This is a genomic window from Aurantibacillus circumpalustris (assembly GCF_029625215.1).
Taxonomy (GTDB): domain Bacteria; phylum Bacteroidota; class Bacteroidia; order B-17B0; family Aurantibacillaceae; genus Aurantibacillus; species Aurantibacillus circumpalustris.
On record NZ_CP121197.1, the window covers coordinates 2,102,926 to 2,129,502 of the forward strand.

30 protein-coding genes are annotated in these 26,577 nt (G+C 34.7%); 9 read left to right on the plus strand and 21 right to left on the minus strand.

What is annotated here, in order from left to right; genetic code table 11:
• Nucleotides 1-15 precede the first annotated feature (15 nt).
• Together P2086_RS08800 and P2086_RS08805 are read left to right on the plus strand one after the other, a co-directional pair.
• Nucleotides 16-2,955, plus strand: a complete 2,940-nt coding sequence (locus tag P2086_RS08800) for a M16 family metallopeptidase (protein WP_317900081.1) — start codon at nucleotides 16-18, stop codon at nucleotides 2,953-2,955.
• Between the two features lie 53 nt (nucleotides 2,956-3,008).
• Nucleotides 3,009-4,166 carry a proline dehydrogenase family protein gene (locus P2086_RS08805; protein WP_317900082.1) on the plus strand — a complete coding sequence of 386 codons (1,158 nt, stop codon included), beginning with the start codon at nucleotides 3,009-3,011 and terminating at the stop codon, nucleotides 4,164-4,166.
• A 66-nt stretch (nucleotides 4,167-4,232) separates the two neighbouring features.
• On the opposite strand, the gene P2086_RS08810 is transcribed toward P2086_RS08805, so the two are convergent.
• Nucleotides 4,233-4,622, minus strand: a complete 390-nt coding sequence (locus P2086_RS08810; RefSeq protein WP_317900083.1) for a hypothetical protein — start codon at nucleotides 4,620-4,622, stop codon at nucleotides 4,233-4,235.
• Nucleotides 4,623-4,630: 8 nt separating this feature from the next.
• On the minus strand, nucleotides 4,631-4,927 hold the full coding sequence (locus P2086_RS08815; RefSeq protein WP_317900084.1) for a hypothetical protein: 297 nt from the start codon (nucleotides 4,925-4,927) through the stop codon (nucleotides 4,631-4,633).
• 71 nt (nucleotides 4,928-4,998) lie between these two features.
• On the opposite strand from P2086_RS08815, the gene P2086_RS08820 reads away from it, so the two are divergent.
• The 4 genes from P2086_RS08820 to P2086_RS08835 are packed head-to-tail and all read left to right on the plus strand — an operon-like array spanning nucleotide 4,999 to nucleotide 10,023.
• Nucleotides 4,999-6,402 (plus strand): CCA tRNA nucleotidyltransferase, encoded by a 1,404-nt coding sequence (locus P2086_RS08820; RefSeq protein ID WP_317900255.1) that lies wholly within the window; start codon nucleotides 4,999-5,001, stop codon nucleotides 6,400-6,402.
• 26 nt (nucleotides 6,403-6,428) lie between these two features.
• Entirely contained in the window at nucleotides 6,429-7,376 is a 948-nt protein-coding gene (locus tag P2086_RS08825; protein WP_317900085.1) for a GSCFA domain-containing protein, read from the plus strand.
• A gap of 59 nt (nucleotides 7,377-7,435) precedes the next feature.
• Nucleotides 7,436-9,214 carry an aspartate--tRNA ligase gene (aspS, locus tag P2086_RS08830; protein ID WP_317900086.1) on the plus strand — a complete coding sequence of 593 codons (1,779 nt, stop codon included), beginning with the start codon at nucleotides 7,436-7,438 and terminating at the stop codon, nucleotides 9,212-9,214.
• The gene (locus P2086_RS08835) at nucleotides 9,211-10,023 is read left to right on the plus strand and encodes a sulfite exporter TauE/SafE family protein (RefSeq protein ID WP_317900087.1); all 813 of its coding nucleotides are present in this window, start codon (nucleotides 9,211-9,213) and stop codon (nucleotides 10,021-10,023) included. The genes aspS and P2086_RS08835 overlap by 4 nt, the downstream gene beginning before the upstream one ends.
• Before the next feature lie 11 nt (nucleotides 10,024-10,034).
• Here the strand turns inward: P2086_RS08835 and P2086_RS08840 are convergent, their stop codons facing one another.
• The 7 genes from P2086_RS08840 to P2086_RS08865 all read right to left on the minus strand — a co-directional run bounded on the left by P2086_RS08840 (nucleotide 10,035) and on the right by P2086_RS08865 (nucleotide 14,092).
• Entirely contained in the window at nucleotides 10,035-10,367 is a 333-nt protein-coding gene (locus P2086_RS08840) for a YbjQ family protein (protein ID WP_317900088.1), read from the minus strand.
• Nucleotides 10,368-10,583: 216 nt separating this feature from the next.
• Nucleotides 10,584-11,177, minus strand: coding sequence for a T9SS type A sorting domain-containing protein (locus tag P2086_RS08845; protein ID WP_317900089.1), 594 nt, complete (start codon nucleotides 11,175-11,177; stop codon nucleotides 10,584-10,586).
• Nucleotides 11,174-11,260 (minus strand): hypothetical protein, encoded by an 87-nt coding sequence (locus P2086_RS19140; protein WP_502547936.1) that lies wholly within the window; start codon nucleotides 11,258-11,260, stop codon nucleotides 11,174-11,176. The genes P2086_RS08845 and P2086_RS19140 overlap by 4 nt, the downstream gene beginning before the upstream one ends.
• 533 nt (nucleotides 11,261-11,793) lie before the next feature.
• Nucleotides 11,794-12,837, minus strand: coding sequence for an NAD(P)-dependent alcohol dehydrogenase (locus P2086_RS08850; protein ID WP_317900090.1), 1,044 nt, complete (start codon nucleotides 12,835-12,837; stop codon nucleotides 11,794-11,796).
• 95 nt (nucleotides 12,838-12,932) lie between these two features.
• The gene (locus P2086_RS08855) at nucleotides 12,933-13,319 is read right to left on the minus strand and encodes a hypothetical protein (protein WP_317900091.1); all 387 of its coding nucleotides are present in this window, start codon (nucleotides 13,317-13,319) and stop codon (nucleotides 12,933-12,935) included.
• 68 nt (nucleotides 13,320-13,387) lie between these two features.
• Nucleotides 13,388-13,666, minus strand: a complete 279-nt coding sequence (locus tag P2086_RS08860; RefSeq protein WP_317900092.1) for a hypothetical protein — start codon at nucleotides 13,664-13,666, stop codon at nucleotides 13,388-13,390.
• 6 nt (nucleotides 13,667-13,672) lie between these two features.
• Nucleotides 13,673-14,092 carry a PaaI family thioesterase gene (locus P2086_RS08865; protein WP_317900093.1) on the minus strand — a complete coding sequence of 140 codons (420 nt, stop codon included), beginning with the start codon at nucleotides 14,090-14,092 and terminating at the stop codon, nucleotides 13,673-13,675.
• 156 nt (nucleotides 14,093-14,248) lie between these two features.
• Between P2086_RS08865 and P2086_RS08870 the strand changes: the two genes are divergently transcribed.
• On the plus strand, nucleotides 14,249-15,403 hold the full coding sequence (locus P2086_RS08870; protein WP_317900094.1) for a hypothetical protein: 1,155 nt from the start codon (nucleotides 14,249-14,251) through the stop codon (nucleotides 15,401-15,403).
• A 256-nt stretch (nucleotides 15,404-15,659) separates the two neighbouring features.
• Here P2086_RS08870 and P2086_RS08875 read toward each other — a convergent pair whose 3' ends face one another.
• From P2086_RS08875 to P2086_RS08925, 11 genes are all read right to left on the minus strand, one after another.
• A complete protein-coding gene (locus P2086_RS08875) occupies nucleotides 15,660-16,940 on the minus strand; it encodes an IS4 family transposase (protein ID WP_317897820.1) in 1,281 nt (426 codons plus the stop codon).
• A gap of 165 nt (nucleotides 16,941-17,105) precedes the next feature.
• Nucleotides 17,106-17,468, minus strand: a complete 363-nt coding sequence (locus tag P2086_RS08880) for an arsenate reductase family protein (RefSeq protein WP_317900095.1) — start codon at nucleotides 17,466-17,468, stop codon at nucleotides 17,106-17,108.
• A complete protein-coding gene (locus P2086_RS08885; RefSeq protein WP_317900096.1) occupies nucleotides 17,465-17,698 on the minus strand; it encodes a hypothetical protein in 234 nt (77 codons plus the stop codon). The genes P2086_RS08880 and P2086_RS08885 overlap by 4 nt, the downstream gene beginning before the upstream one ends.
• Nucleotides 17,695-18,138 carry a hypothetical protein gene (locus tag P2086_RS08890; protein WP_317900097.1) on the minus strand — a complete coding sequence of 148 codons (444 nt, stop codon included), beginning with the start codon at nucleotides 18,136-18,138 and terminating at the stop codon, nucleotides 17,695-17,697. The genes P2086_RS08885 and P2086_RS08890 overlap by 4 nt, the downstream gene beginning before the upstream one ends.
• 341 nt (nucleotides 18,139-18,479) lie before the next feature.
• The gene (locus tag P2086_RS08895) at nucleotides 18,480-19,652 is read right to left on the minus strand and encodes an acyl-CoA dehydrogenase family protein (protein ID WP_317900098.1); all 1,173 of its coding nucleotides are present in this window, start codon (nucleotides 19,650-19,652) and stop codon (nucleotides 18,480-18,482) included.
• Nucleotides 19,634-20,161, minus strand: coding sequence for an adenine phosphoribosyltransferase (locus P2086_RS08900; RefSeq protein ID WP_317900099.1), 528 nt, complete (start codon nucleotides 20,159-20,161; stop codon nucleotides 19,634-19,636). The genes P2086_RS08895 and P2086_RS08900 overlap by 19 nt, the downstream gene beginning before the upstream one ends.
• A 60-nt stretch (nucleotides 20,162-20,221) precedes the next feature.
• Nucleotides 20,222-20,695 (minus strand): DUF4920 domain-containing protein, encoded by a 474-nt coding sequence (locus P2086_RS08905; RefSeq protein ID WP_317900100.1) that lies wholly within the window; start codon nucleotides 20,693-20,695, stop codon nucleotides 20,222-20,224.
• Between the two features lie 84 nt (nucleotides 20,696-20,779).
• On the minus strand, nucleotides 20,780-22,243 hold the full coding sequence (locus tag P2086_RS08910; protein ID WP_317900101.1) for a glyceraldehyde-3-phosphate dehydrogenase: 1,464 nt from the start codon (nucleotides 22,241-22,243) through the stop codon (nucleotides 20,780-20,782).
• A 232-nt stretch (nucleotides 22,244-22,475) separates the two neighbouring features.
• Entirely contained in the window at nucleotides 22,476-23,915 is a 1,440-nt protein-coding gene (locus P2086_RS08915) for a carboxylesterase family protein (protein ID WP_317900102.1), read from the minus strand.
• 125 nt (nucleotides 23,916-24,040) lie between these two features.
• Nucleotides 24,041-24,436: a hypothetical protein gene (locus P2086_RS08920; protein WP_317900103.1), complete on the minus strand. Its 396-nt coding sequence runs from the start codon at nucleotides 24,434-24,436 to the stop codon at nucleotides 24,041-24,043.
• Nucleotides 24,417-25,007 (minus strand): RNA polymerase sigma factor, encoded by a 591-nt coding sequence (locus P2086_RS08925; RefSeq protein ID WP_317900104.1) that lies wholly within the window; start codon nucleotides 25,005-25,007, stop codon nucleotides 24,417-24,419. Before P2086_RS08925 ends, P2086_RS08920 begins: the two co-directional genes overlap by 20 nt.
• A gap of 145 nt (nucleotides 25,008-25,152) precedes the next feature.
• Between P2086_RS08925 and P2086_RS08930 the strand changes: the two genes are divergently transcribed.
• Together P2086_RS08930 and P2086_RS08935 are read left to right on the plus strand one after the other, a co-directional pair.
• Nucleotides 25,153-25,506: a DUF6249 domain-containing protein gene (locus P2086_RS08930; RefSeq protein ID WP_317900105.1), complete on the plus strand. Its 354-nt coding sequence runs from the start codon at nucleotides 25,153-25,155 to the stop codon at nucleotides 25,504-25,506.
• 155 nt (nucleotides 25,507-25,661) lie between these two features.
• A complete protein-coding gene (locus tag P2086_RS08935) occupies nucleotides 25,662-25,856 on the plus strand; it encodes a hypothetical protein (protein ID WP_317900106.1) in 195 nt (64 codons plus the stop codon).
• A 70-nt stretch (nucleotides 25,857-25,926) separates the two neighbouring features.
• Here the strand turns inward: P2086_RS08935 and P2086_RS08940 are convergent, their stop codons facing one another.
• On the minus strand, nucleotides 25,927-26,520 hold the full coding sequence (locus tag P2086_RS08940) for a 2OG-Fe(II) oxygenase (protein ID WP_317900107.1): 594 nt from the start codon (nucleotides 26,518-26,520) through the stop codon (nucleotides 25,927-25,929).
• Between the last annotated feature and the right edge of the window lie 57 nt (nucleotides 26,521-26,577).

Sequence of the window (26,577 nt, forward strand, 5' to 3'; positions counted from 1 at the left end):
ACTTTACTCAAAAATATGATAGGATTCAAAAAAAATGTTTTTTTCGTTATTAGCATTATACTTTTTAATACTAATCTAAACGCTCAAACAAATGAGGATAATACAAAGACCACATCGCTTAATAACTATGAGCAAATTCCAAACGACCCTTTAAACGCGAGAATCTACACGTTGAATAATGGGATGAAGGTTTATCTTTCGGTTTACAAAAATGCCCCGCGAATTCAAACGTATATCGCCGTAAAAGCGGGAAGCAAAAACGATCCGGCAAATGCTACCGGCTTGGCTCATTATTTGGAGCACATGGTGTTTAAAGGAACCGATGTTTATGGTACAAAGGATTTTGAATACGAAAGCAAAGAAATAAAAAAAATAGAAAATCTTTATGAGGTTTATCGTACAGTGAAAGATGAAGCAGAGCGCGCAAAAATTTATCACAAAATTGATAGCATAAGTGGACTAGCTGCAAAATTTGCTATTGCCAATGAATACGATAAAATGTTGGCAACCATAGGCGCTGATGGAACGAATGCTTTTACCTCATTTGATCAAACAGTCTATGTGAATGACATTCCAAGTAATCAAATAGAAAACTGGTTAAAAATAGAGGCAGAACGTTTTCGTAATCCTGTATTGCGTTTGTTTCATACAGAATTAGAAGCAGTGTACGAAGAAAAAAACCGAGGGATTGATAGCGATGGCAATAAGGTTTGGGAAGCTTTATTTTCAGCCTTGTTTAAAAATCACACTTACGGAACACAGACGACTATTGGTACCATTGAGCATTTAAAAAATCCATCGATGGTAGAGATAAATAAATATTACAGAAAATATTATGTTCCCAATAACATGGCCATTATTATGAGTGGCGATTTTGATCCTGATAAAGTCATCAAACAAATTGATAAAAGCTTTGGATCTGTTCCTTCTAAACCAGTAGACACCTATACTTTTTCTCCTGAAAAACCAATTGCAAAAAAAATAGTAAAAGAAATTCTGGGACCTAACCCGGCGAATGTCAATTTGGCCTGGCGTTTTGCAGGAGACGGCACAAGTGATGCCGATATCTGCACACTCATTGCTGGACTATTGTATAATAACACGGCAGGCTTAATGGACATCAACTTAAACCAGGCTCAGAAAGTTTTAAGTAGTGGGAACTACTTTTATCCTTTAAAAGATTATAGCTTTTTTTATTTTAACGGCGAACCAAAGGAAGGTCAAAGTTTAGAAGAAGTTGAGAATTTAATTTTGAGTCAGATTGAATTAATTAAAAAAGGAACCTTCCCTGACTGGTTGATAACAGCTGTTGTAACGGATTTAAAACTTAGGAAAACAAAAGAATTAGAGAGTAATGATTCACGTGCTAGCACAATGATGAATGCATTTGTAAATGATTTAACCTGGAAAAAAGCAATAGAAAGCATTGAAAGGATATCTAAAATTACAAAACAAGAAGTAATAGAGTTTGCGAATAAGAATTTTACGAGTGAAAATTATGCAGTAGCTTATAAGAGAACCGGAGAAGATAAAAGTATTGTAAAGGTTGAAAAACCAGCTATTACGCCTGTAGAGCTTGATAGGGAAAATGCTTCGGCATTTGTAAAAGATATCGAAAGAGCCTCACCGACGCCGATTGAACCAAAGTTTTTAGATTATGATAAGGATATTAATCACCTAACCTTAAAATCTTCTATTCCACTACTGCATAATAAAAATATTGAAAATAGTTTATTTGAGTTGTACTATAAATTTGATTTTGGAAGTAATAACGATAAACTCTATCCTATTGCAGTAAAATACATTCCTTACCTATCGACTGCTGATATGTCGGCAGCGCAGATAAAACAAGAGTTGTATAAATTGGGTTGTTCTTTTAATGTGTATTGTGATAACGAAACAATTTGGATAAGCCTTTCTGGCTTGGCCGACAATTTTGAAAAGTCCTTAAAGCTTTTTGAGAAAGTTTTAGCAAATCCTGTAGTTGAACAACCTGTGCTTGAAAATCTTATTGCAGATATTATGAAGGAAAGGAACGATAATAAACTTGAAAAAAGAATAATTCTTAATCGGGCTATGACAAGCTACGCAAGGTACGGGACGATTAATCCATTCTCCAATGTTTATTCAGATGTCGAGTTAACTAGAATATCAGTAGAAGATATTAAAAAAATGATCCTTCTGATTCCAAAGTATAAACACAAAGTTTTATATTATGGACCTACAGAAGCAGAATTAGTAAAAAATAGCCTTAACGCTAGTCACAACGTTGCAAAAGATTTACTAGAGCCTGTAGCTTCGCTTACATTTAAAGAGAAAGTGTTGGATAGCACAGTGTATGTTGTAGATTATGATATGAAGCAAGCTGAAATCATGATGCTTTCAAATGGTTCTGAGTATAATAAAAATGGAGTACCACTTATTTATTTGTATAATAGTTATTTTGGTGGTGGTATGAGCAGTGTGTTGTTTCAAGATTTAAGAGAATCGAAAGCATTGGCTTACTCAACCTATTCTAGATATAATCAGCCAAATAAATTATCTAAAAAATATTATAATGTATCATATATTGGCTCACAAGCTGATAAACTGGAAGAAGCTTTAAAAGGCTTGAGTGATTTATTGAATGATATGCCAAAGGCAGATGGAAGTTTTTCTTCGGCCAAGGATATGATCCTTCAGGAAATGCGCACTCAAAGGATTACAAAGGCAGATATTCTTTTTAATTATCTCGCAGCGGAAGATCTTGGGAACAAAGCAGATATCCGTAAAGATATTTTTGAAAAAGTTAAAAACTACGGCTTTGAAGACATAAAGAATTTTCAACTACAAGCTATTGCAAAAAAGCCAAGAACGGTTTTGGTCTTGGGAAAAAAGGAAGGTCTAAATATGAAAGTATTAAAACACTACGGCAATCTTAAGTTTTTAACTCTGGAGGAAATTTTCGGATATTAAACATTAGTAAAAAATAATTAAATAACACATTACGTTTTCAATCATACATTCAAATGATATCTTTCGATAATACAGAAAATGCTTTTAAAGCGAAATCAAATTCTGAATTAAGCCGTTCTTACTGGCTTTTTAAGTTAATTAGTAATCCGCTACTTGTAAAGGCTGGCGCAACTTTAGGTCCACTAGCGCTTAATTTAGGTTTTAAAGGAATAATTAAAGGAACTATTTTCAAGCAGTTTGTAGGTGGCGAAACAATTGAAGATTGCAACAAAGCAATTCAAGAATTAGGTAAGTACAACATTGGTACAATTTTAGATTATAGTGTTGAAGGAAAAGAAAGTGAAAATGATTTTGACAATTGTTTACACGAAACGCTTGATACTATTAACAAAGCAAAAGACGATAAAAATATCCCTTTTTGTGTTTTCAAAGTTACCGGACTTGCACGATTTGACCTATTAGAAATAGTAAGTTCGGGAAAATCGTTAAGTGAAGTAGAAATAGCCGAATGGGAACGCGTTAAAAAAAGAGTAAAAACAATTTGTACACTAGCCTATGAAAATAATCAATGTATTTTTATTGATGCTGAGGAAAGCTGGATTCAGCAGGCAATTGATGATTTAGCGGATGAAAATATGTTAGCTTATAATAGAACAAAAGCTATTGTTTACAATACTTTTCAATTATACAGAAGTGACAGGTTAGAGTTTTTAAAAAAATCGATTCAACAAGGTAAAACAAATTCTTATCATGTAGGTGCGAAATTAGTAAGAGGTGCTTATATGGAAAAGGAGCGCAAACGCGCAATGGACAAGGCTTATCCATCACCTATTCAATCGACAAAAGAAAAAAGTGACGACGACTATAATGCCGCGTTAAGATTATGTATTGATAATATTGCTGTGATGGGACTTTGCGCTGGAACACATAATGAAAAAAGTAGTTTGATTTTAGTGGAATTAATGCATGAAAAAAAGATTTCACCTTCTGATCCACGAATTTATTTTTCGCAGCTTTTAGGTATGAGTGATCATATTTCTTTTAATCTTTCATTAAACGGTTATAATGTTGCAAAATATGTCCCGTACGGACCAATAAAAGACGTGATGCCCTATTTAATTCGCAGGGCCCAAGAGAATACGAGTGTTAAGGGACAAACGGGAAGAGAACTCAATTTAATTATTAGGGAGAAAAAAAGAAGGGCTCAATAATTAACAATTACGTTAAATAAAAAGCCCTAAAATTATTTCAGAAAAATTACGCTTTGATAAACTCCACTATTTAATTTCGCAGGTGTAATCGGTATCATACTGCGCATGCCTATCAGCAGTTTGTGAAACTGACGTGTTATAGGTGTATGTGACCCCTCCAACAACAGTTTGACTGACCGTATTAACTACAATCGTAGTTGTATTTGTTTCAGATGATGATTCTGTTCTGGTATTACAATTGTACAATCGCGTTAAGTCACTTTCATTCACATCATCAAGCGTTACACTGTTTTTAGTCGATTGGTTAGTTGTTGTGGTAGATGGTTGGCCTGAACTTCTTGGTGTAATAGTAGTTGTAGTTGTCTGATCTGATTCACAGTTACACGTATGCGTTTTTTTGCAGGATATGAAAAACAAATTTCCTGCAATTACAAAAATGAATATTGATAATTTCATGGTTTAGTTTATTTAATTTTACATTTAGTATCAGTGTCGTAGATTGATGTAGTAGTCTGTCCGTTACTGGTGTTGTTATATGTATTTGAATACTTTCTGTCACCACAAAGGGTTCCTAAGTCAGATTTACTTATATTTTTGTAGGTTGTGGTTGTTGTAACCGGGTTTTGCGTTTGGGTTGTTGTGCCATTTTGACCCGTTTGAGTTTGAGTAGTAGTCTCGGTGCATTCACATGTTACGTCTTTTTTACACGCGGTGTTTAGTACGACTAGCACTGTAACTGCTAAAAATAATTTGGTCTTCATGTAGGATGGTTTTGGATTTATGCTGCAATATAGCGAAAAAATTGACTAAAATACCTACTTTTGCAGCGTTTATGTACAGCTTTTTAGAACAAGATATTTTTAGAATTATTCAACAGGCATCTGACGAGTTAAATGTGGATGCTTATGCAATTGGCGGCTACGTTAGAGATATGTTTTTAGAAAGAAGCAGCAAAGATATTGATGTAGTTACCATTGGAAAAGGAATTGATTTAGCAACGCTTGTTCATCAAAAATTAGGACGCGAAGCGCATCTTTCTACGTTTAAAAATTTTGGTACAGCTCAGGTTAAATTCAATGATCTTGAAATTGAATTTGTTGGAGCCCGCAAAGAAAGTTATAATCGCGATTCCCGCAAACCCATTGTTGAAGATGGCACGCTTGAAGATGATCAAAACCGAAGAGACTTTACTATAAACGCTTTAGCAATTGGTATTTCTAAGAACAAGCACGCAAAACTTTTAGACCCATTTAATGGTTTGGAAGATTTGAAAAATAAAATACTCCGGACGCCCTTAGATCCTGCTATCACTTATAGCGATGATCCGCTGCGTATGATGCGTGCAATTCGCTTCGCAACACAATTAAATTTCGCCATTGAAGAGAAATCTTTGCAGGCAATCGCAACCAATAAAGACAGAATTAAAATTGTTTCAAAAGAAAGAATAAGCGATGAATTAAATAAAATAATTCTTTCTCCAATTCCTTCTGTGGGATTTAAATTATTATTTAACACAGGTTTACTTCATTTGATTTTTCCTGAAATGGTTAAGTTACAAGGCACCGAAACAATTAAAGGATTGTCTCATAAAGATAATTTTTACCATACGCTTGAAGTGCTTGATAACGTTGCAAAGAAAAGCGATAATCTTTGGTTACGTTGGGCCGCTATTCTGCACGATATAGCAAAACCTGCAACAAAACGTTTTGAAGAAGGACATGGATTTACCTTTCATGGCCATGAGGACAAGGGAGCGCGAATGGTTCCGAAAATTTTCACGAATTTAAAATTGCCATTGAATGAAAAAATGAAATACGTTCAGAAATTGGTGGAGTTGCATTTACGGCCTATTGTCTTAGCAAAAACAGAAGTTACAGATAGTGCAGTAAGACGTTTGCTTTTTGAAGCCGGAGATGACATTGATGATTTAATGGCGCTCTGCGAAAGTGATATTACAACTAAGAATCCCAACAAGGTAAAACGTTACATGCAAAATTTTGAAGTCGTGCGCACAAAGCTGGTTGAACTGGAAGAGAAAGATAAGCTGCGCAACTGGCAGCCGCCAATTATGGGGGAGGATATTATGAAGATGTATGATTTGAGTCCTGGCCGTGAAATAGGAATTCTTAAAAATGCTTTAAAAGACGCCATACTCGATGGTATAGTAGAAAATACCTTTGAAGGTGCTAAAAAGTTTCTTGACAAAAAGTTTGAAGAACTAAAGAAAGCGAATTAAGTTTTAATTCTTACGATTAAACGAGCATGAAATTTCACCTGAATTACATACCGAAAAAAAATGATTTCGAAATCAATCATAAGGATACTATTCTTTTGATGGGTTCTTGCTTTGCTGAGAATATTGGCACTCAACTAATAAATTCAAAATTTAGAACCTGTGTAAATCCAAACGGAATTTTATTTAATCCCACTAGTATTTATAATTGTATTGAGGCCGCTGTTCATAAAAGCGCTACCGATGAATCTTTTATTTTGGAAAGAAATGGTTTATATTATAGTTACATGCACCATGGATCTTTTTCTTCAGAAAACAAAAATCAGCTTCTTGGTAAATTAAACGAATCAGTAAATTCAACACATGACTTTATTAAGAAGACAAATGTGCTCATTATCACTTTTGGTTCTGCATTTGTCTACCATCATAAAACACTTAATGAAACGGTTGCCAACTGTCACAAACAAGCCTCTTCAAATTTTGAAAAGCGATTATTGGAAGTTGATGAAATAGTAAAAACATATGTTTCTCTTATTAGCGAGGTAAAAGTTTTGAATCCTGAGATTAAAATTATTTTTACGGTTTCTCCAGTAAAGTATTTAAAAGAAGGGGTGGAGGAAAATAATTTAAGCAAGGCGACGCTGATTTTGAGCATAAACAAGCTGGTGAAAGAGAATGCAAATTGTTTTTATTTCCCTGCTTATGAATTAGTGAATGACGATTTACGTGACTACCGTTTTTATAAAGAAGACCTTGCACATCCAAATCAACAAGCAGTGGATTATATTTGGCAAAAATTTTCGGACTGTTATTTTTCAAATAAAACGATCGATTTAAATCAACAGATTAATAGACTCCAACTGGCGCTTAATCATAAGCCGATGCGTGAGAGTAGCCTGGAATTGGCCAAATGGCAGGCTTTTATTGAAAATCAAAAACTAGAAATTGAAAAATTAAGTCCAGATATCAAATTTTGAGGATTAATAAGGATTACCAAGCAAAAAACCACTAATTTTAGACTATATTTTAAACGATTATGTTACGAACAAATACCTGCGGTGAATTAAGAATAGAACATGTTGGACAACAAGTAAGCCTTTGTGGTTGGGTGCAAAAGACCAGAAAACTAGGTGGTGCTACTTTTATAGATTTAAGAGACCGTTATGGTATTACACAACTTGTTTTTTCTGATGACAGCGATGCAGGAAAAGCTCTTGGTCAAGAAGGGTTTACGCGTGAAATGGTTTTAAGAGCCAGTGGCCTTGTGATTGAACGCGAAAGCAAGAATAAAAATATACCCACTGGTGAAATTGAAATCAAACTTCAAAACATTGAAGTACTGAATAAAGCTATTACACCACCTTTTACTATTGAAGATGAAACTGATGGTGGTGATGAGCTGCGTATGAAATACCGTTACCTCGATTTACGTCGTAGTGTTGTAAGAAAAAATCTAGAATTACGTCATCGCATGGCAATTGAAACCCGTAATTATCTGGATAAACAGAATTTTCTAGAAGTTGAAACGCCAGTCCTAATTAAATCGACCCCTGAAGGTGCGCGTGACTTTGTGGTACCAAGTCGTATGAACGAAAATCAATTCTACGCCCTTCCTCAAAGTCCTCAAACATTCAAACAATTATTAATGGTAAGCGGTTTTGATCGTTATTATCAAATTGTGAAATGTTTTAGAGACGAAGATTTACGTGCAGACAGACAACCTGAATTCACGCAAATAGATTGTGAGATGAGTTTTGTTGAGCAGGAAGACATTTTACAAACATTTGAAGGACTTACAAAGCATTTATTCAGAGCTGTGAAAGGCATTGATATTCCTGAAATTGCGAGAATGAGTTATGCGGATGCCATGAAATATTATGGTAACGATAAACCAGACACGCGTTTTGAAATGAAATTGGTAGAATTTAATGAAGTGGTAAAAGGGAAGAGCTTTAAGGTTTTTGATGATGCCGAATTAGTGGTTGCGATTTGTGCTAAAGGTGCAGCTGAGTATACACGTAAACAATTAGATGAATTAACTGAATGGGTGAAACGTCCGCAAATAGGCGCTACAGGTTTGGTATATGCGCGGTGCAACGCCGAAGGAACATTCAAATCAAGCGTAGATAAATTTTATAATGAAGAAGAACTGAAAAAATGGGGAGTGACATGCGGTGCTGAAAAGGGCGATCTTATCTTAGTATTAGCAGGTGCAAGAGAAAAAACGCAGAAAGCCATGAGCGAGCTGCGTCTTGAAATGGGAAATCGTTTGGGCTTACGTGATAAAAATAAATTTTCGTGTTTATGGGTCCTTGATTTTCCTTTATTAGAGTGGAATGAAGGCGATCCAAACTTATTGGCTTCTTTAGCAGGACGCTGGCACGCAAAACATCATCCTTTCACTTCTCCGAAACCAGAGGATATTGAACTATTGAATACCAATCCTGGAGCCGTTAGGGCAAACGCTTACGATATTGTGATTAATGGAGTTGAAGTAGGGGGAGGAAGTATTCGTATTCACAATAAAGATCTTCAAGCGAAAATGTTTGACGTGCTTGGTTTTACCAAAGAAGAAGCGCAAAAACAATTTGGTTTCTTAATGAATGCTTTTGAATATGGAGCTCCACCGCATGGTGGTATTGCTTTTGGTTTTGATAGATTATGTTCTCTATTTGGTGGCGCTGAAAGTATTCGTGACTTTATCGCTTTCCCGAAAAATAATTCAGGACGTGATGTGATGATTGATGCACCAAGTGAAATTAGCCAAGAGCAACTTAAAGAGTTGAGTATAGACACTATAATAAAAACAACGTGATAACTATTTTGGGCTTTATAGCGTTTTTAATTATTGGGGTAATTCTCGGGCTTATTGGTGGGGGCGGTTCAATTTTAGGCGTCCCGGTTTTGGTATATATACTTAATTACAGTGCTGAAGAGGCTACAACATATTCTTTATTTATTGTTGGATTAACTTCTTTAATCGGTGCAATTTCTTACTTACGTAAGGGTGAAATAAGTGGCGAAGCACTTTATGAGTTTGCATTGGCTTCACTAGTTAGTGTTTTTTGTGTTAGGAAGTTTGTTATGCCTGCTATACCGGATCAAATTCATATATTCAATGGCGTAATATCTAAAGACATTTTAATCATGGTTTTATTTTCTCTGCTTATATTAAGTTCTTCCGTAAGTATGATTCGTAAGAGAAAACCTGGAAGTAAAAGTCAGGTGAAATGGGATGAATTTGCAAGAAGTCCGTTGGGTTTACCTTTTGTAATACTATTAGGTATTGCGGTTGGTTTTATTACCGGTTTTGTTGGCGCAGGTGGAGGATTTATAATTGTACCCGTTTTAATTTTCTTTTTGCGATTAAATTTTAAGAAAGCAATTGGAACATCCTTATTTATTATTGCTATAAATTCATTGGTAGGCTTTACGGGCAATATCGGAAATCAAGAAATAAATTGGGTTTTCTTAATTAGCATCTCAGCAATGTCCATTGTCGGAATTACTTTAGGAAGTATGTTTTCAGGAAAAGTATCACCAAAAAAATTAAAGCCTGCCTTTGGCTGGTTTACTTTAGTTGTTGGTATAGCTGTGCTGGTTAAAGAACTAGTTTTTAATTAGAGAAAAAACAATTAGCTTGTTTTCTCGACAACAACAGCCGTTCCATAGGCAAGAACTTCCGTTAATCCACTCATTACTTCATTTGCATCATAACGCATATTAATAATGGCATTGCAGCCCATTTCTTTACCATGTTTAATCATTAACTGCAAGGCCTCTTCTCGCGCTCTTTCGCACAGTTCGGTGTAAATAGCACTTCTTCCGCCAAAAAGAGTCATAAATCCTCCTACCATGTTTCCAACAATACTTCTAGAACGCACCGTAATGCCGCGCACCAAGCCAAGTTGTTTTGTTATTTTATAACCTTCTAATGAAGTACTGGTTGTAATTAATGCTGTGTTCATATTAATTTGTTTTAATGTGAATATACAGTAATTCAACAATTAAGAAAAATAAAAAAATAGTGGTGATGAAATTATTTAGAATGAATCACAAACAGTTTTTTTGTTTACCGCCAAATAAAGACGGAGCTATTATTCTGTGGAATTAGAAATAAGTGTCTCTTTTAAAACAGGAAATGACAAGAACCAACACAAATTACGTTTATAAATTAACGGTAATTAATTCTTGATTATTTTTCGCGTCATAAGTAATTTTTCATCGTTAAGAACTTCCAGAAAATAAATTCCATTTCCAAAAGCTGTCAAATCAAGGTTAATATCTGATTCAGTGATTATTTTATTGAGCATTTCAGCGCCTGCCACATTTAGAATGCGAATACTTATTTTTTTAGAGGAGAAGAAATCAATCGAAAAATTTAAATTTAGCGAGCCGTCTGTTGGATTAGGGTAACTTAAAAATTCTTTACTATCACTTGAAGTCTCAAAAATCCCGGTTGTAGAAAAGGGTATAGTAATATTACTATTATGAGATTGACAAGAATCAGCAACGCCAGTAACATAAATTGAATAAGTTCCAACGCATACATTATCGAAAAAAAAAGTATTTCCGTTCCAACCAGCGTAAATATATGTTTTGGGTATTATACCCCAATTGAAACTAAAAGGATTACAGGAAGCAACTGTCATTGTAAACGAGCCATCGCAACACGTATAACAACTTGCTGGCTTTATATTAAAAACATCGGGTTGAGCATTATTTTTGTGAGTAAAGAACAAAAAGATTAATGTTGCAATGAGAAAATGTTTTTTCATTCTTTAATTATTTTTTGAGTTGTTAAAAGTTTTCCATCACTAAAAATTTCCACAAAATAATTTCCATTTTTAAAATCTCCCAAATCAAGTTTAATGCCTGACTCTTTAATATCTGATTCTGCAATTGGTTTATTTAGTAGTTCTGCTTTAGCAACATTTATTGGGTTTTGTATGGTTTAATAAATATACACCATTTAGTAGTTTCTTTTAGTGGAAATATGATTTATTATTCTTATTGAGAAAGTTAGTGGAAATGAGTTTGTCTAACAAATCGGGAGGTCAGTAGTAAGTTACGCGCCTAAGAAAACAAGGTCTTAATTGTCTCTTTTAAAACCCGGAATAATTGAAATTGTCTAGTTAGTTAACAGGATCAAATTCCGGGTTTTAAAGAGCAAGACTAAATTAAACTATATGCAAGCACTTGTCAAGTCTTTTAACACTCTATAAGAAACTAAATAATTTTTTCCTTGTTAATAACCTGTCAAATTATCTGTTAACCAATCACTTGAGCTAACAGAAAAAAATAATGGTTAATTAAATTTATACTACTAGCACAATAAAAAAACCGAAGCAACGTTCGGTTTTTTTGAAAGTATTTTATCTGTTACTTTTTAAATTATAATGTACTCATATCTATAACAAAACGATATTTTACATCGCCAGCAAGCATGCGTTCGTAAGCGGTGTTAATATAGTCCATTGGTATTATTTCAACTTCAGATACGATGTTATGTTCCGCGCAATAATCCAACATTTCTTGTGTTTCGGGTAAACCACCAATTAAGGAACCCGCTAAACTTTTGCGACCACCTATTAAACTAAAAGCCATAATTTCAGATGGAGTAGGCGGTGCACCAACGCAAATCATAATGCCATCGGTGTTTAACATGGCAAGGTATTGATTGTAATTATGAGGAGCGGAAACAGTGTCAATTATAAAATCAAATTTCCCAACAAGATTTTTTAAATCTTCAGGATTTTTGGTTAATGCAAAATGATGCGCTCCTAAAAGACGTGCATCTTTTTCTTTTTCTGGAGACGTGCTTAGCATAGTAACATCTGCACCAAAAGAAGCAGCGAATTTAACTGCCATGTGTCCGAGTCCGCCAAGACCAATAACAGCAACTTTGTGACCTTTACCAACTTTCCAGTGACGCAATGGAGAATAGGTTGTAATGCCTGCACATAACAAAGGTGCTACGTTTGCTAATGGAAGTTTTTCGGAAACTTTTAATACAAAATCTTCCGTTACAACAATTTGTTTCGAATAACCACCATAAGTTACGCCACCGCTAATTTTGTCTTTACCATTATAAGTGCCAGTAGAACCATTACGGCAAAATTGTTCTAATCCTTTTTTGCAATTGTCGCAATCACGGCAAGAGTCTACCAAACAACCCACACCAACAAGATCGCCTACTTTAAATTTTTTCACATCAGTTCCAACACTTGTCACTTTTCCTACCATTTCGTGTCCGGGTACAATAGGGTAAACAGTTCCGCTCCATTCGTTTTTTGCCATGTGGAGATCGGAGTGACAAACACCACAATAAATAATATCGAATTGAACATCTTTAGGTTCAAGAGTTCTTCTTTCTAAAGTAAATGGCGCTAAAGGCGCTGTGGCGTTTTGTGCGGCGTATCCTTTTGTTGTTTTCATGCTTTATTTATTTAGGTAGATGAAATGAAGTGTGAAATTATAATTTGAACAAAATTACAAAGAGAAACAAGGAACAACGTTATTGTTTGGTAATTTTAATAATACGCTGCTTCAACTTCAGTTAAGGAGCTATTTAAAAATTCTAATTCTTTAGCCGTTTTTAGTGCAGTTGCAATGTTTTCTTCTGCTACTTCAATATTTAAAACAAAGGCGATTCCTAATTCAAAATCGGGAATAAAAGGAAAGCTACGACTCAATTCTTTCAAGGCTTTTACAGAGTTATAGTTGCACAATTTATAAAAGTGGATGTATTTTTTTCGGTAAAATTCAGCGTGAGGTATAATAATGACGTCGAGTATGTCCGCAAAGTATTTAGTACAATCGGGTGTTTGTTTTACAAGAACGCGTGAGCCTATTTTTTTTGTCTCTAACGATAACTGTCTGAGTAGAACGTCATCTACAATAATGGTGGTATCTATCATAAGCGAGCTTAAAGATACGGGTGATACTATGCCCTGCTTGCTATAGACTGTAGCATTCTGCAATCATTCTACATTTCTTCCGTATTTTCTAACTCAGTATTATCTTCTTCATCTGAATATGTATTAGGAACAAAGGCCGAGGGGCCTCTTCTTTTTAAGACACGAAGCGCCATAATTAATCCAGTTATTAATCCGATAGCACATAAAAATAAAGAAGCGGCTACTCCAATGATGCCAGGCATAGTTAAATAAACCACTATACTTAAAATCATGGCTATGAGAACTGGAAAAAGGACAATGTTTATATAGCCTAATAATCCCGTAAAAATTAATTTGATTTTGTTCATGTGAGTTTAGATCTGGTTTTTCACTATTTCTTTTCCTGTTCTATAAACAGTTCCTTTAAAAAGGGCAATAAGGTTTCCTTCAGAATCTTTTGTTTGAATATCGTACAAGGCAGTTTTATTTCCAAGATGGTTTTCCTTTGCTTCCACATATAAAACATCTCCCTCTTTGGCGGGTTTTGTGAATGTAATAGAAACGTCTAAAGCCACTGCAATACTGCCGTGTGAGTTGGCTGCAAATGCGAGTGCAGAGTCTGAAGCCGAAAAAATAACGCCGCCATGGATGCTGTGAAATCCGTTTAGCATTTCTTTTTTAACTTTAAAATGCAAACTGCAATAACCACTTTCTATTTTGTCGATTTTAAGTCCAAGCCATTTCGTAAACTCGTCTTTTTCTAACATGGTGGCTAAAACTTCCTTTGGCGTCATTGTTTCTTTTTTTGGATAATGTTAAGGTGTTTTTTTAATGGTTATAGGGAGTTTAAAGGTAAATAAAGAACCGAGTTTGGACGAATAAATTTTCGGAATTATTTATTGTACAATGATACAAATCTTCATTTTTTTATCTATTATTACATTAAAAAAATGAAAGCACACATACACATTTTCCTAATAGTATTCTTGGCAAGTTTTATGCCTACATATGCACAAACTCCTACTTTTGAAGAGTTAGATTTTGAAATAGATTCCGTAAAAACGGCTTACAAAGCGGTAGGAAAAAACTATGCTTTCATACGATCTAAGAAGGGAACTGGTGGCGTGAATAAAAATCCGCTGGCAGATGCAATAGTATCTGCGGAGGTTACTGAAATTGTACTTGTTTTTTCTGAAACAGAATCGTCTGATCTTGCAGTTCGTGAACAAGAAAATCAGGAAAGATGGGAAAATCTATTACGTACCTACCCTGAATATTTTCAATACAGTACTTCTTACAAAAATTTATGTCAGTGTAATACAAAAGGTGACGCTGAGGCATTTAAAAAAGTTCAGGGATTTTATATTTATATAGAAGGTGCATTGCCAAAGGTAGCACTACCGGTAGAAGAAGAGAGTGCTCCAGTAGCTAAAACGGTTAAGGCAGAGGAGAAAGCTGCTGCGCCTGCTAAGGAAGCGGTGGCAGAAAAACCTATGGAAAAAGCTGCACCTGCAAAGGAGAGTGTTAAGGAAACACCCAAAGCTGCGGTTAAAGAAACACCAAAGGAAACTGTAAAAGAAACAGTTAAGGAAACACCAGTAGTAGCTGCTGTTGAGCAACCTGTAGAAGAAAATGAACCTGCAGAAGAAGAGGTTAAAGCAGCGCCTAAAAAGAAACCGGCGGTGGCAAAAATACGCAGAGCAAAAGATCCTAAAGCTTGCCGTCCTCCTTGTTATCAGAGTGGGGATGAAGATCTGAATGCTTTTTTTAAGGATCAAATAACCTTGACTAAAAAACAAAAACGTCAGGGTAAAAATCTAATTTGTAATGTTAGGATTCAGTTAAACCTTGATGGCACTATAAAAAAAACATTTGTGATGGGGCAAGACGAAGTACTCAATCAACAAGTAACCGGAGCGTTAACCGCCATGAATCCATGGAACGCGGCGGTTAAAGCAGGCGCAACTGTTAAGTCTGAAGTAAAATTTAATTTAAAATTCGACAAGGAAACAAAAAGTCTTAAACCAGCCGACATGCTCATAAATCCACGTCCTTCACCCAAATGTAAATGTATGAGCGACGATGAAATTTTTGGTTCTGATTAGAAGCAAAACGAAATAGTTATCTGTTTAAAGGCTCCTTCGGGAGCTTTTTTTGCTTTTCAACTAATAGAATTCAAAAACAATTCGACTTATTTATTCTGTTGATCAATGATTTTGAATCACCATTTATTCTAACAGAATTCTAAGTTAAATATATACTCAATTTAAATACTCAAGGTAGCTAAAGCCGACGAAAGAACCACGGATTTAAAGTACTGTAAGCGCCTGCGATTGAGTCCCGATGGTTATCGAATTGGCGTCAAGTTAAAAATGCCACTTTATCGGTAAAGTTCGCTCTATTCCTTGTTTCGTAGGTTATTAATCTTCGACTATTATTAAGTTGTACTTGACTTAAGGTCCAATCCGATCGCGGCATTAATCCTACAATAAATCTTGTTGTTTTTATTAAGCTTATACCCTTAAATGTTTTTATTGCTAGTCGGTATACAGGCATTATAAATAAGACAGTCAAAAGTAAGGTGAGGTAAATAATTGCTTCAGGAATAAATGGTCGGTTTAGTCTTTTAGGGATGTTTTTTTCTAATTTTAGATGACTTTTCCATGATTTAAAAACTATTTCTATATGCCACCTTATTTTGTAAATATCTTGTATTACTTGTGGTTCAAGGTCTGCACAAGAACTTACAAAAACATCCCATCCTAATAAATGAAGTTTTTCTATTGTAAGTTTTTTTCTTCTGTCACGATCCTGAATAGCGCATTTTTGTCTATAGCTTGCTGTTTTACGATCTAATTTAATTGCAAAAAGTGTAACAGGTACTTTTTCTTCTTTACCTAAAAGAACAGTCTGTTTCAAATACTTTTTGTTTTTTAATAGCTTCTTCAAATCAATGAGTTGATTGTTATGTGGGAAAAACAAATGAACATCTTTTCGTAATGGACAAATAAAATGCGCTCCTTTCTTAAGAATCTCTTTAAGAGATCTTAAAACAAAATAACCTAAATCCCTTACTATTAAGTCGCCCGCGCTAATATATTGCAAGATGTCAGCGGAAGCTGCCTGATCATTTCTGGTAAAAGAAGTAACCATTAGTTCTTCAAATGTATTCTTCATTAAATTATAGATAACCTGAATCTTCGCAACGGAGTGATTACCTGTGTAAGTTTTATTTCCCTGATAAAATTCATACAATGAGCTTGGTAAGTGAATACAGGTGCTATCTTGAATGTAAACATTACTGAATTTTTTCATGAATTTATTTACCGTGCGCTTAGAATTAAAAGATCTATTTAAAAGTTCGCGACATAAATTTATAAAATCAGCATCAACTCGCTCAAAAATAGCCTGTTTCGAAATCGGTTTATTTATAAGTTGACTTAGATGAAAAGCCCAGCCAGAAAGAGAAAACGAACCATTTAGGTTACAATTGTAAAAACTCAAAATCAAATTTAAAGGATCGATTTTTTTGGTTCGTCGCTTTTGAAAATTGCATGAATGAGAAAGTGAATAAATTCTTAATTCTTTTAGTCTTTCTTTTAAAGAGATAATTTTATTTTTGAAATGGTTTCCTGTGCGCATATTTTGTTTTGTTAGCGCAATTAAAATACAGCAAGCAGGAAACTTTTTTATCCCTCTATCTTCTTAATTATCAATACATAAAAGTTAATTTCATTAGAATTACCTTGACGCCAATTCGATAGCTATCGGGAGGAAAATGTGAGAGTGAAAATGTAAAAAATGTGCTTAAGTTCTTTTACTAGATTTCTTTTTAATAAAATCGAGAACTAAGATTGGAGGTCTTCCAACAAGGGCTTTAACTCCATCAATAACAATGGGACGTTCAATAAGAATTGGATTTTCACATAAAACTTTTATCCATTGTGTATTTGTAAGTTTTTTACTGGAGAAACGTTCTTTATAAAGCGGTTCCGTTTTTCTTACAATATCAAAAGCATCACAATTAAGTTTTTTCAATAACTGAGTAAATTCTTTTTTTGTGGGTGGTTCTTTGAGGTATTCTCTGAAAGTAACTTCACACTTATTTTTTTCTAAAATTTCAAGTGTTTCTCTGCACTTACTGCATCTGGCATTGTAATAAATAATCATAGATCCATATCCCTCATCTGCACGAACATCTCGTTAAAACGTTTACGGGTTGTTTCAATAAATTCAGAATTAATTTTTGTTTTTAGGTTCTCAACACTTTTTACATCCTCGGCTAAAAATTTAAAAATCTGTTCCATTGGTCCTGCTTCAAAACGTACCTGATATTTATCATTCATATGAAAAATACTAATGGTCATGCTTTCGTGGGGAATACTATCTATAATTCTCATTCTTTTTTAAACGCTTTTTTAAAATTAAGCATGTTTTTTAAAGCACCAATAGGGCTAACATTATAATCACCATCTTGATGAATTCTACTTTGAATGGCGTGTGCTAATAAAATATAATTTTCTTTTTTTATTTTTTTAAGGAAGTCTTCAGCTTTCTCGTCACCATTAATAATATTAGCCATAGCAGCCCACTCAAATGCTTTAGCTTTCATAAGAAAGGCAAAAGCTTTTTCATCGTCCCATACAGCGTTTACAAAAGCTGCAAGTACAACGTGTTTATTATCCATAAGGTATTGAAAGGCTCTTTTTTCATCTCTAATGGCATCAAGCGTTGCGAAGAACTCTTTGTAACCATTATTCATCAACCAGTTAAAACTAGCTGTATCACCTAACACAAAGCGGGTAAAATGATCGATAGATTCTAAAGAGTACTTTTTCATTTTATTCTTTTTGAGTGATAAAAATGCTAATAACAAAATTAAATAAAAAAACCGCTTAGCTTGCTAAACGGTTTTTAATTTATGAAACTTTAATTTTATTATTTTGTTTGAATAGCGGCATTCTCAGTGCTTTTTTTAACCACAAAGGACACAAAGTGTTGCACAAAGGGCACAAAGAAATAATTTTCTCTTAGTGTTTCTTAGTGATCTTAGTGCCTCAGTGGTTCTTTTAACCACGAAGCACACAAAGTGTTACACGAAGGGCACAAAGAGTTTTTTCTTAGCTTAATGCAAACTGCTAACTGGTTACTGCCCACTGTAGACTGCCTACTGTAAACTGCCTACTTCAATAACTCTCTAGCGATAACTAATTTCTGAATTTCACTAGTTCCTTCGCCAATTGTACATAATTTGCTATCGCGGTAAAATTTTTCAACTGGAAAATCTTTTGTATACCCGTAACCACCGAATATTTGAACCGCTTCTGTACTGCATCTTACAGCCACTTCGCTCGCATAATATTTAGCAAAAGCCCCTTCTTTAGTCATCTTTTGATGTTTATTCTTTAAGTCCGCAGCTTTAAACGTTAATAGTTCTGCGGCTTCAAATTCAGTAGCCATATCTGCTAATTTAAAAGCGATGCCTTGAAAGTTAGCAATTGGTTGTCCGAATTGCTGGCGTTCTTTAGCGTACTTAATACTAGCGTTTAAAGCACCTTTAGCGATACCTAAACTCAATGCAGCAATACTAATACGTCCACCATCCAATACTTTCATAGCTTGTACAAATCCATCACCTACATTACCTAATACTTGAGATTTGTGGATGCGACAATTTTCAAAAATAAGTTCAGCAGTTTCGCTTGCGCGCATACCTAATTTATTTTCTTTTTTTCCGCCTCTGAAACCAGGAGTGGTACGTTCTACGATAAATGCAGTAATGCCGTGGCTATCTAATAATTCACCTGTTCTAGCTAAAACAACGGCAACGTTACCAGAAATTCCGTGAGTGATCCAATTTTTTGTTCCGTTAAGTACCCAATGATCACCATCTTGTTTTGCAACACATTGCATACGCATAGCGTCGCTTCCTGTATTGGCTTCGGTTAAGCCCCAAGCGCCTATCCATTCTGCAGTTGCTAACTTTGGAAGGTATTTTTTCTTTTGTTCTTCGTTACCAAATTGCAAAATATGTCCCGTACATAAACTGTTGTGGGCGGCCATAGATAAAGCAATTGAACCACAAATACTACCTAGTTCTGTAATGGCGGTAACATATTCTGTGTAGCTAAATCCAGATCCTCCATATTCGGTTGGAACTAAAACTCCCATTAAACCTAAGTCGCCAAGCTTTTTAAAAACCTCAATAGGGAATTCTTGCGACTCATCCCATTCCATCATTTTTGGTAAAATATGTTCTTTCCCAAATTTGCGAATCATATCCGCAATCATCTGTTGGTTTTCGTTTGTTTGAAAACTCATACCAACCTCGTTTTCTAATAGTGTACTAGACATGTTATATTGTTTGTGTGATTTACTAATTTACTCTTTCCGTTTAAAAAATCCAAACTTACCACGAAGTTAAACCCTGCAACTTTTGCTCCCATCTTTTCTACAAGTTTTGCAGCGGCTTGTGCTGTTCCACCTGTAGCTATAAGATCATCGTGTATGATTACGTTCCACCCCTTCTCTAAAGCATCTTCGTGCATTTCAATAATGGAAGTGCCGTATTCTAATGCGTATTCTTCTTTAACTGTTTTATAAGGAAGTTTACCCGCTTTTCTTACTAAAACAAACGGTACGTTCAATTTGTTAGCGACTAAAAAACCAAATAAAAATCCCCGACTTTCAATTCCAATAATGGCATCGGGTACTTCTTCCAAACGTTCAATAAAACCGTTGACGATATCGTTACAAAGTTCTTGTTTGTAAAATAATGGCGTAATGTCTTTGAAGATAATTCCAGGTTTCGGAAAATCTGCAATGTCCCTTATTTCTTTCTTTATAGACTGTTCTAATGTCATTATTAGCGGCACAAACATAGCGTTTTTTTTAGCAGTGTTTTGGAAGTATTTCTGGAATTATTACTCAATAACAACAATACCATCGGCCATAAAACGTACCTCGTTTTTTGGTTCTGTAATGGCATCAATTTCTTTTTGGGATTTTTTCGCGTCCTGTGCATAGTGTTTTAATTCAGCAACACTGGTTGTTTTGGTAAAGGCATGACCGTCTAAAACAACTGTTTTGCCAACAAGATCTAGGGGAACAAAAAAGCCGTAATCTTTCATTTTTACAAATGCATTTTCAGTTTCATTTATTTTAAAGGTCATCCAGCAACCTTTTTGAGAACATACGTCAAGAACTTTGGCTTTTACCTTAACTGTTAGAGTGTCCTTGGTTTTAAGCATTGCTGTTAGTGAAGATGCTTCAATAGCATTTTTCTCGTCTGTTTTAGCTCCGTAAACAGTTCCCGGCTTTGCTTTACCTGATGGAGGCTGTGCCAACACAATTTGCGAGAAAACAATTGTTACAAGAATGAGTGTTATTTTTTTCATGGTTTTATTTTAATGAATCATAAATATACAATAATAAAAAAGAGGAAGAAAACTCCCTCCTTTTCAATTATATAAAGGCTTTATCTAGTAATAGAAAGGTCTTCTAACCTCTGAAATGTGTTTACTGAAACGAATTACCTGACGTGTGTAACCGTATTCATTATCATACCAAACGTATAATACAATACTCTTTTTATCAGGAGATACAATGGTCGCCTGGCTGTCGTATACACTTGGACAAGGATTGCCGATAACATCTGTACTTACCAATTCATTACTGAATGCATATTGTATTTGTTCAACAAGTTTACCATTCATCGCATATTTGTGAATGATGGCATTAACTTCGTCGCGGGTAACCTCTTTATTTATATTTAAGTTTAAGATAGCCAAACTTACATTTGGGGTTGGGACACGCACTGAATTCGCAGTGAATTTTCCACTTAAATGCGGTAATACTTTTTTCAAAGCACTTTCAGCACCGGTTTCTGTAATAACCATGTTTAAAGCAGCAGAGCGACCACGACGGTATTTTTTGTGATAGTTATCCAATAAATTCTGGTCGTTTGTATAAGAGTGAACCGTTTCAATATGTCCTTTTTGAATTCCGAATTCTGTATCAATCACATGTAAAATAGGCATGATAGCATTGGTTGTACAGCTTGCAGCAGAAAAAATACGTTGCGTGCTAAGATCAACTGTTTCGTGATTCACACCGTGAACAACGTTTGGAACATTGCCTTTTGCAGGAGCTGTTAATAATACTTTGTCAATTCCTTTAGCTTTTAAGTGACGACTTAGTTCAACATCATCTCTGAAAACGCCTGTATTATCAATTAGTAGAGCGTTATCAATACCGTATTTCGTGTAATCAACATCTTCTGGATTTTTAGCATCAATCATGTGAACTGTATGTCCGTTAATGATCAGTGCTTTATTTGCTAAATCTTCAATAACAGTTCCTGGGAAAGTTCCATGAACCGAATCGGTGCGCAATAAATCGGCACGTTTTACAATTTCTTCGTCGCTATTTCCTCTGGTAACGATTGCGCGAAGTCTTAATTGTTCTCCTTTACCAGCAAGTGTAATTAATTCACGAGCAGCTAAACGACCAATACGTCCGAAGCCGTATAAAACAACATCTTTAGGAGTTACGACAGAAGTAACACCAATAAGACCCTTTAATTTATCATTAATAAAATCAACTTTTGTTTTGTAGTTAGCATTTTCTTGGTGCCATTCAAAGGCTAATTTTCCAATATCAATACGGGCTGCGCCAACTTTAGAATTTAAAATTTCGGTGGCAAGCGCAAGTGTTTCATAAACCGTAATTGGTTTTTTTACAATATTTTTAGCGTATAGGTGCAAATTCATTATTTCACTTGCACTGCGGTCAACTAATTGGTTGCGGAATAAAATAAGTTCGATAGATCTATCAAACCATAATTTTCCAACAACATTAATCAAATCCAAAGCAGCCTTTTCGTGACTGATCCAATCATTTAATTGGGCTTGGTATTCTCCGTTTACTTTTTCAAGTGTTTTCATTTAAATAAAATTTTTGCAAAGCTACGAAAAAGCTGAAAACAGTCAGTTTTTTGTTAATAAAGTGGGAAAAATAGTCGCAAAGCTTGATTTAAAAGGGTTTGATTAGAAATATTCCAGACTTAACGCTTAAAACACTATAAAAGAAGCTAGGAAGGAGGTGTTTTTTAATAAAATAAGTTAAAGACCCTGGCGTATAGAAACTGGTTGGTGAATTTGAGTGTCAAGTATAAAATCAGTACTTAATTATTTTTGAACTTGAACTACTTCCATACTTATTGGTAAATGTTACATAATAAATACCCCGAGAAAATGCAGTCAAATCAATCTCTGTTCGATCTTGTTTTAAGGATATTTCTTTCACAGGTAAACCTAAAATAGTGCTAATTTTCAAAGTGCCTTCGTCAAATTGTTTAACAAGAACGTTTAGTATGTTAACTACGGGATTAGGATACATAAGAAATTTAGATTTCTTTTCAAATAATTCGATACCGGTTGTAGAAGTTGTATCACACATCGCACTGGCACTAATTAAAGGTGCGAAAAAGTTTGCAAGATTATTTTCTCGTAATGTAGAATTATCGTAAGCATGACAGGGATTGTTTACCTGATCGGCGCAACTGCCGGTACCGAATAAAAAACTATAAGGGAAAGCCGTACTTGTAAATTCGTTATGAATGGTGTACCCGTAATTGTTATTAGTGTTCCAGTTGCTAAATGCTCTACTGCCATAAAGTTTAGCAGTGTTTTTAATTGCGTAACAGTTATAACCGTTAGTCATACACCAGGATAAACCTTGATATACAAGGCCGCTGTCTATTGGTACTACAATATCACAAGGTTGATGAAAGGAATAAATGGCAGGTTTAGTATGAGCGATCTGGTTATATCTTAATAAATTACTGAACATAGCGCCATAGTTATTTCCAATACCTTTAATCGTATAACTGATAATTGTAGGTTCAATGATTCCTTCTATGCCGCCAAGATCAGGGCGTGGTACGTTTGAAGATGTAAATGTTTGATTGACATTATAAGTACAATTAAGTGCATTGTTATTTGGGTTGGCTAAAGCGCCGATTGCAAATGTTTGCGGCATACGTTCAATAATGGTATCCAGCAGACCAACACCTAATGAAATAAGAGAACCTGCGCTTTCTCCAGCAACAAAAATATTATTTACGTCTATTTTAAATTGACTACTGCGGTTGACAAGATATCTTAAAGCCCCTTTCGCGTCTTGCACCCCTCTGTACCAGGCCCTTATCCATTCAGCACTATCGCCTGCAAATATGCAAGAGTAATTGGGGAAGTTGCAATTCCACGCTGCGTCATCTGACACAAAACCCAAACGATAATCTATACTGGCGGTAATGTAACCTCTTTTAGCAAATTGTTTACATAAATTAGATATACTCGCTTCATTCTTACTTCCCGCTAAAAATGCTCCCCCATGTATCCAAATCATGAGTGGTTTTTTTAATGTAAGAGAAGTATTCCCGCAATCAGGCTCGTATATGTCCATTCTTAACGTGTCAATTCTACCATTAAAATTAATAGCTGTGCCATAAGTTACGTTCATTGTACTGTCATAACTGTATTTTTTTGTTACCCACTGCTGGGCATTTATGTTTATTAAAGTAGTGACAAACAAAAAGGTAAAAATATACTTCATGGATTGAATTTTTTAATGATTTACCTTATGGCAGCTAATCGCGAGGTATTCACAATAAGAGCATTTCTACCTAAGATAAGCAATCGATTTCAATAACTCAGATGTTTTTGAAATTACTTTTTGATTTAATTCTCAATTTGCCTGTCGAAATAGTTTTTCAGGAAATGAATCTGAATAAACAAGAAAATAGTCAAGGATAGAACGGAATACATTAGAATGTTAGAAAATTTGAATCCTTTATTTAAGTCAAACCTCGTATAATTTAACTGAGTTAGCCAAGTTGTTGAGGTTTCAGTACCTTTAGTTAAAAGATAGATAAATAGCGCTAAAACACTTCCCAAAATAAAAATTAAAACTGGTTTCGAAATTAAAGGCGTATACATTGTCGCCTTGCTGACGTGGATAGTTGACACTTTCGCCATCACTTTCGCTGTAAAGTCAAATGAAGGAGCGTCTAATGGAAGATCTTTTATTATTTTATCGGTGAATTCACCCAAGTTTTTATTTTCGTCCGCTTTCATAATAATCAATTATTTCAGGTTCTAATTTCGTTTTTAAAATGGTTGCCATTTTTTTTCTACTTCTAAAGAGTTTAATCTTGAGATTGTTGGTGTTCACGTTCATTATCTTTGAAATATCTTCGAGAGACTGTTCTTCAAAATAATACAAGGTAAGTAAAAATGCCTCTTCGCTTGGCAATAAGTGAATACATTCTTGTATAATTTGCCTTCTTTTTTTTTCATCGATGGTGTCTAAAATAACTTCAGTACTTAATACGTGATGTTCGTTAAACTCTTCCAGATTTAATAATTCAGGAGCGTTTTTATCTTTTTTTAAGCGATCCAAACAAGTGTTATACGTTATTTTGTAAATCCAGGTGGAGAATTTGGAGTCCCCTTTAAATTTGCTTAAGGATTTATAAATTTTAATAAACGTGTCCTGTGCCGCTTCCTCGGCCTCTTCCCTACTTTTTAGCATTCTTAATGTTAACGAAAATACCAGATTCTTATACTGATCAACCACTACTTCAAATGCCTTTACATTTCCGGCAATCACTTGTTGGATATAATACTGATCGTTTAATGTTGACATTTAATCATTGGACGACAATAAATAAGATTAGGTTACAAATAAAGGTAAAAAATATTTTGCGGAATTGTGTAACCAGGTAGAATAAACTATCGTCATAAGCAATGAACACATCAATTAATTATTTATTCATTTAAAACAAATCAACATGTTAGCAGACATTTTAGTGCCAATTAGTTTTTTTCTAATCGTTTTTGGAATCGCTTATCTTTTTTTATCTACCCGCAATAAAGAGCGTTTAGCACTCATTGAAAAAGGTGTGGATGCGAGTGTATTTATGAAGGGACGGAGCAGCGGAGGCTCCTTTTATAAAGTAGTCTTATTAAATATTGCATTATTATTAATGGGCATTGGCATTGGAATCTTTGTTGGACTGATTCTGTCGACGTATACCGCCCTAAATTCAGAAGCAGTTTATCCTTCTGTAATTTTCACAACAGCCGGCGCAGCTTTGTTCATCGGCTTTTCGATGGTTAAGAAATGGAAAAGTGATGTACAGTAAAAGACCAGTTATATAAAGATACTTGTGTAAATTGAAATGCTTTGAGAATCTAATTGTGAACTAAGTGTTTTTAATGATCCTAAAACTTTAAGCTAATGTGGTTTGGATTATGATTATATTAGCTGTAAACCAGTTTATTTACAAAAACAAACCTCATGAAAAAATTAATTACACTTTTTGTGCTAATTGCAGCAGTGTCTTGCAATAGCTCAAGTGAAAAAGCTGCGGCAACAAAAACAAAAATAGTTTGCGGCGATTCTATTGAACAAGAAATGTTCGATGAAAACGGAAATTCTATTATGGTAAGAGTTGCGGGTAAATGCGATACCATTGTTGTTAACGAGGAGTAATGATTTTTAGAGACTGATTTTATTTTTGGCATTAATTTACTAGTAACAACAATCTCTAATATTCAAAAAACTAATCTCTTTTTAACCAACCGGCAATGCTCATTCTCGGCGCATGAGTTACTTCTACTTCGTGGAGTAACTCATCGCTTTTAAAGAAAACAGTTTTACCTTGAGTGGGTGCGATTTTTTGCTCTCCAACAGTTTGCTGTACGATAAGATGTCCACCGTCTTTATGCTCCCAATCACTATTTAAATAGCTTACCATCGAAAAAACCCGACTACTATTATTTTTAAAACGATCTAAGTGTTTTGTGTAAAAACTTCCTGTTTCGTAAAATGAGTATTGAAATTCACAGGAGGTAATACCTGTGTAACAGGTTTTATTCAGGTATGAGATAAAATCGTCGATGCGATCAAAAAATGCATCCTCAGATGCATTGTTGTGTTTACGATCTAACCAATATATAGCATCGCTTCTAACTTCGTTATTATGCATTACTGCTTTATTATTTCCGGTTCCTGCTGCAAGCAAGCTATTCTGTGAATATAAGGTCAATAAATTTTCTTTGAGCTGAGCGGTAAGAATTTTGCTAAAAAAATCTTCGGTAATGCCGATCTGCGTGCTGAGGTATCTGGTAATTAGATTTTCAAAATCTGTATCCATGGCTTGTGGCCTGAAATGACAGACGGAACTAAAGGTAGTCTAATTAAACTGGAGTCG

Excerpts from the sequence above, each read along its gene's own strand:
- P2086_RS08800 (WP_317900081.1), top strand. The coding sequence starts at position 16 with ATGATAGGATTCAAAAAAAATGTTTTTTTCGTTATTAGCATTATACTT.
- P2086_RS08805 (WP_317900082.1), top strand. The coding sequence starts at position 3,009 with ATGATATCTTTCGATAATACAGAAAATGCTTTTAAAGCGAAATCAAAT.
- P2086_RS08810 (WP_317900083.1), bottom strand. The coding sequence starts at position 4,622 with ATGAAATTATCAATATTCATTTTTGTAATTGCAGGAAATTTGTTTTTC.
- P2086_RS08815 (WP_317900084.1), bottom strand. The coding sequence starts at position 4,927 with ATGAAGACCAAATTATTTTTAGCAGTTACAGTGCTAGTCGTACTAAAC.
- P2086_RS08820 (WP_317900255.1), top strand. The coding sequence starts at position 4,999 with ATGTACAGCTTTTTAGAACAAGATATTTTTAGAATTATTCAACAGGCA.
- P2086_RS08825 (WP_317900085.1), top strand. The coding sequence starts at position 6,429 with ATGAAATTTCACCTGAATTACATACCGAAAAAAAATGATTTCGAAATC.
- aspS (WP_317900086.1), top strand. The coding sequence starts at position 7,436 with ATGTTACGAACAAATACCTGCGGTGAATTAAGAATAGAACATGTTGGA.
- P2086_RS08840 (WP_317900088.1), bottom strand. The coding sequence starts at position 10,367 with ATGAACACAGCATTAATTACAACCAGTACTTCATTAGAAGGTTATAAA.
- P2086_RS08845 (WP_317900089.1), bottom strand. The coding sequence starts at position 11,177 with ATGAAAAAACATTTTCTCATTGCAACATTAATCTTTTTGTTCTTTACT.
- P2086_RS08850 (WP_317900090.1), bottom strand. The coding sequence starts at position 12,837 with ATGAAAACAACAAAAGGATACGCCGCACAAAACGCCACAGCGCCTTTA.
- P2086_RS08855 (WP_317900091.1), bottom strand. The coding sequence starts at position 13,319 with ATGATAGATACCACCATTATTGTAGATGACGTTCTACTCAGACAGTTA.
- P2086_RS08860 (WP_317900092.1), bottom strand. The coding sequence starts at position 13,666 with ATGAACAAAATCAAATTAATTTTTACGGGATTATTAGGCTATATAAAC.
- P2086_RS08865 (WP_317900093.1), bottom strand. The coding sequence starts at position 14,092 with ATGACGCCAAAGGAAGTTTTAGCCACCATGTTAGAAAAAGACGAGTTT.
- P2086_RS08870 (WP_317900094.1), top strand. The coding sequence starts at position 14,249 with ATGAAAGCACACATACACATTTTCCTAATAGTATTCTTGGCAAGTTTT.
- P2086_RS08875 (WP_317897820.1), bottom strand. The coding sequence starts at position 16,940 with ATGCGCACAGGAAACCATTTCAAAAATAAAATTATCTCTTTAAAAGAA.
- P2086_RS08880 (WP_317900095.1), bottom strand. The coding sequence starts at position 17,468 with ATGATTATTTATTACAATGCCAGATGCAGTAAGTGCAGAGAAACACTT.
- P2086_RS08885 (WP_317900096.1), bottom strand. The coding sequence starts at position 17,698 with ATGAGAATTATAGATAGTATTCCCCACGAAAGCATGACCATTAGTATT.
- P2086_RS08890 (WP_317900097.1), bottom strand. The coding sequence starts at position 18,138 with ATGAAAAAGTACTCTTTAGAATCTATCGATCATTTTACCCGCTTTGTG.
- P2086_RS08895 (WP_317900098.1), bottom strand. The coding sequence starts at position 19,652 with ATGTCTAGTACACTATTAGAAAACGAGGTTGGTATGAGTTTTCAAACA.
- P2086_RS08900 (WP_317900099.1), bottom strand. The coding sequence starts at position 20,161 with ATGACATTAGAACAGTCTATAAAGAAAGAAATAAGGGACATTGCAGAT.
- P2086_RS08905 (WP_317900100.1), bottom strand. The coding sequence starts at position 20,695 with ATGAAAAAAATAACACTCATTCTTGTAACAATTGTTTTCTCGCAAATT.
- P2086_RS08910 (WP_317900101.1), bottom strand. The coding sequence starts at position 22,243 with ATGAAAACACTTGAAAAAGTAAACGGAGAATACCAAGCCCAATTAAAT.
- P2086_RS08915 (WP_317900102.1), bottom strand. The coding sequence starts at position 23,915 with ATGAAGTATATTTTTACCTTTTTGTTTGTCACTACTTTAATAAACATA.
- P2086_RS08920 (WP_317900103.1), bottom strand. The coding sequence starts at position 24,436 with ATGAAAGCGGACGAAAATAAAAACTTGGGTGAATTCACCGATAAAATA.
- P2086_RS08925 (WP_317900104.1), bottom strand. The coding sequence starts at position 25,007 with ATGTCAACATTAAACGATCAGTATTATATCCAACAAGTGATTGCCGGA.
- P2086_RS08930 (WP_317900105.1), top strand. The coding sequence starts at position 25,153 with ATGTTAGCAGACATTTTAGTGCCAATTAGTTTTTTTCTAATCGTTTTT.
- P2086_RS08935 (WP_317900106.1), top strand. The coding sequence starts at position 25,662 with ATGAAAAAATTAATTACACTTTTTGTGCTAATTGCAGCAGTGTCTTGC.
- P2086_RS08940 (WP_317900107.1), bottom strand. The coding sequence starts at position 26,520 with ATGGATACAGATTTTGAAAATCTAATTACCAGATACCTCAGCACGCAG.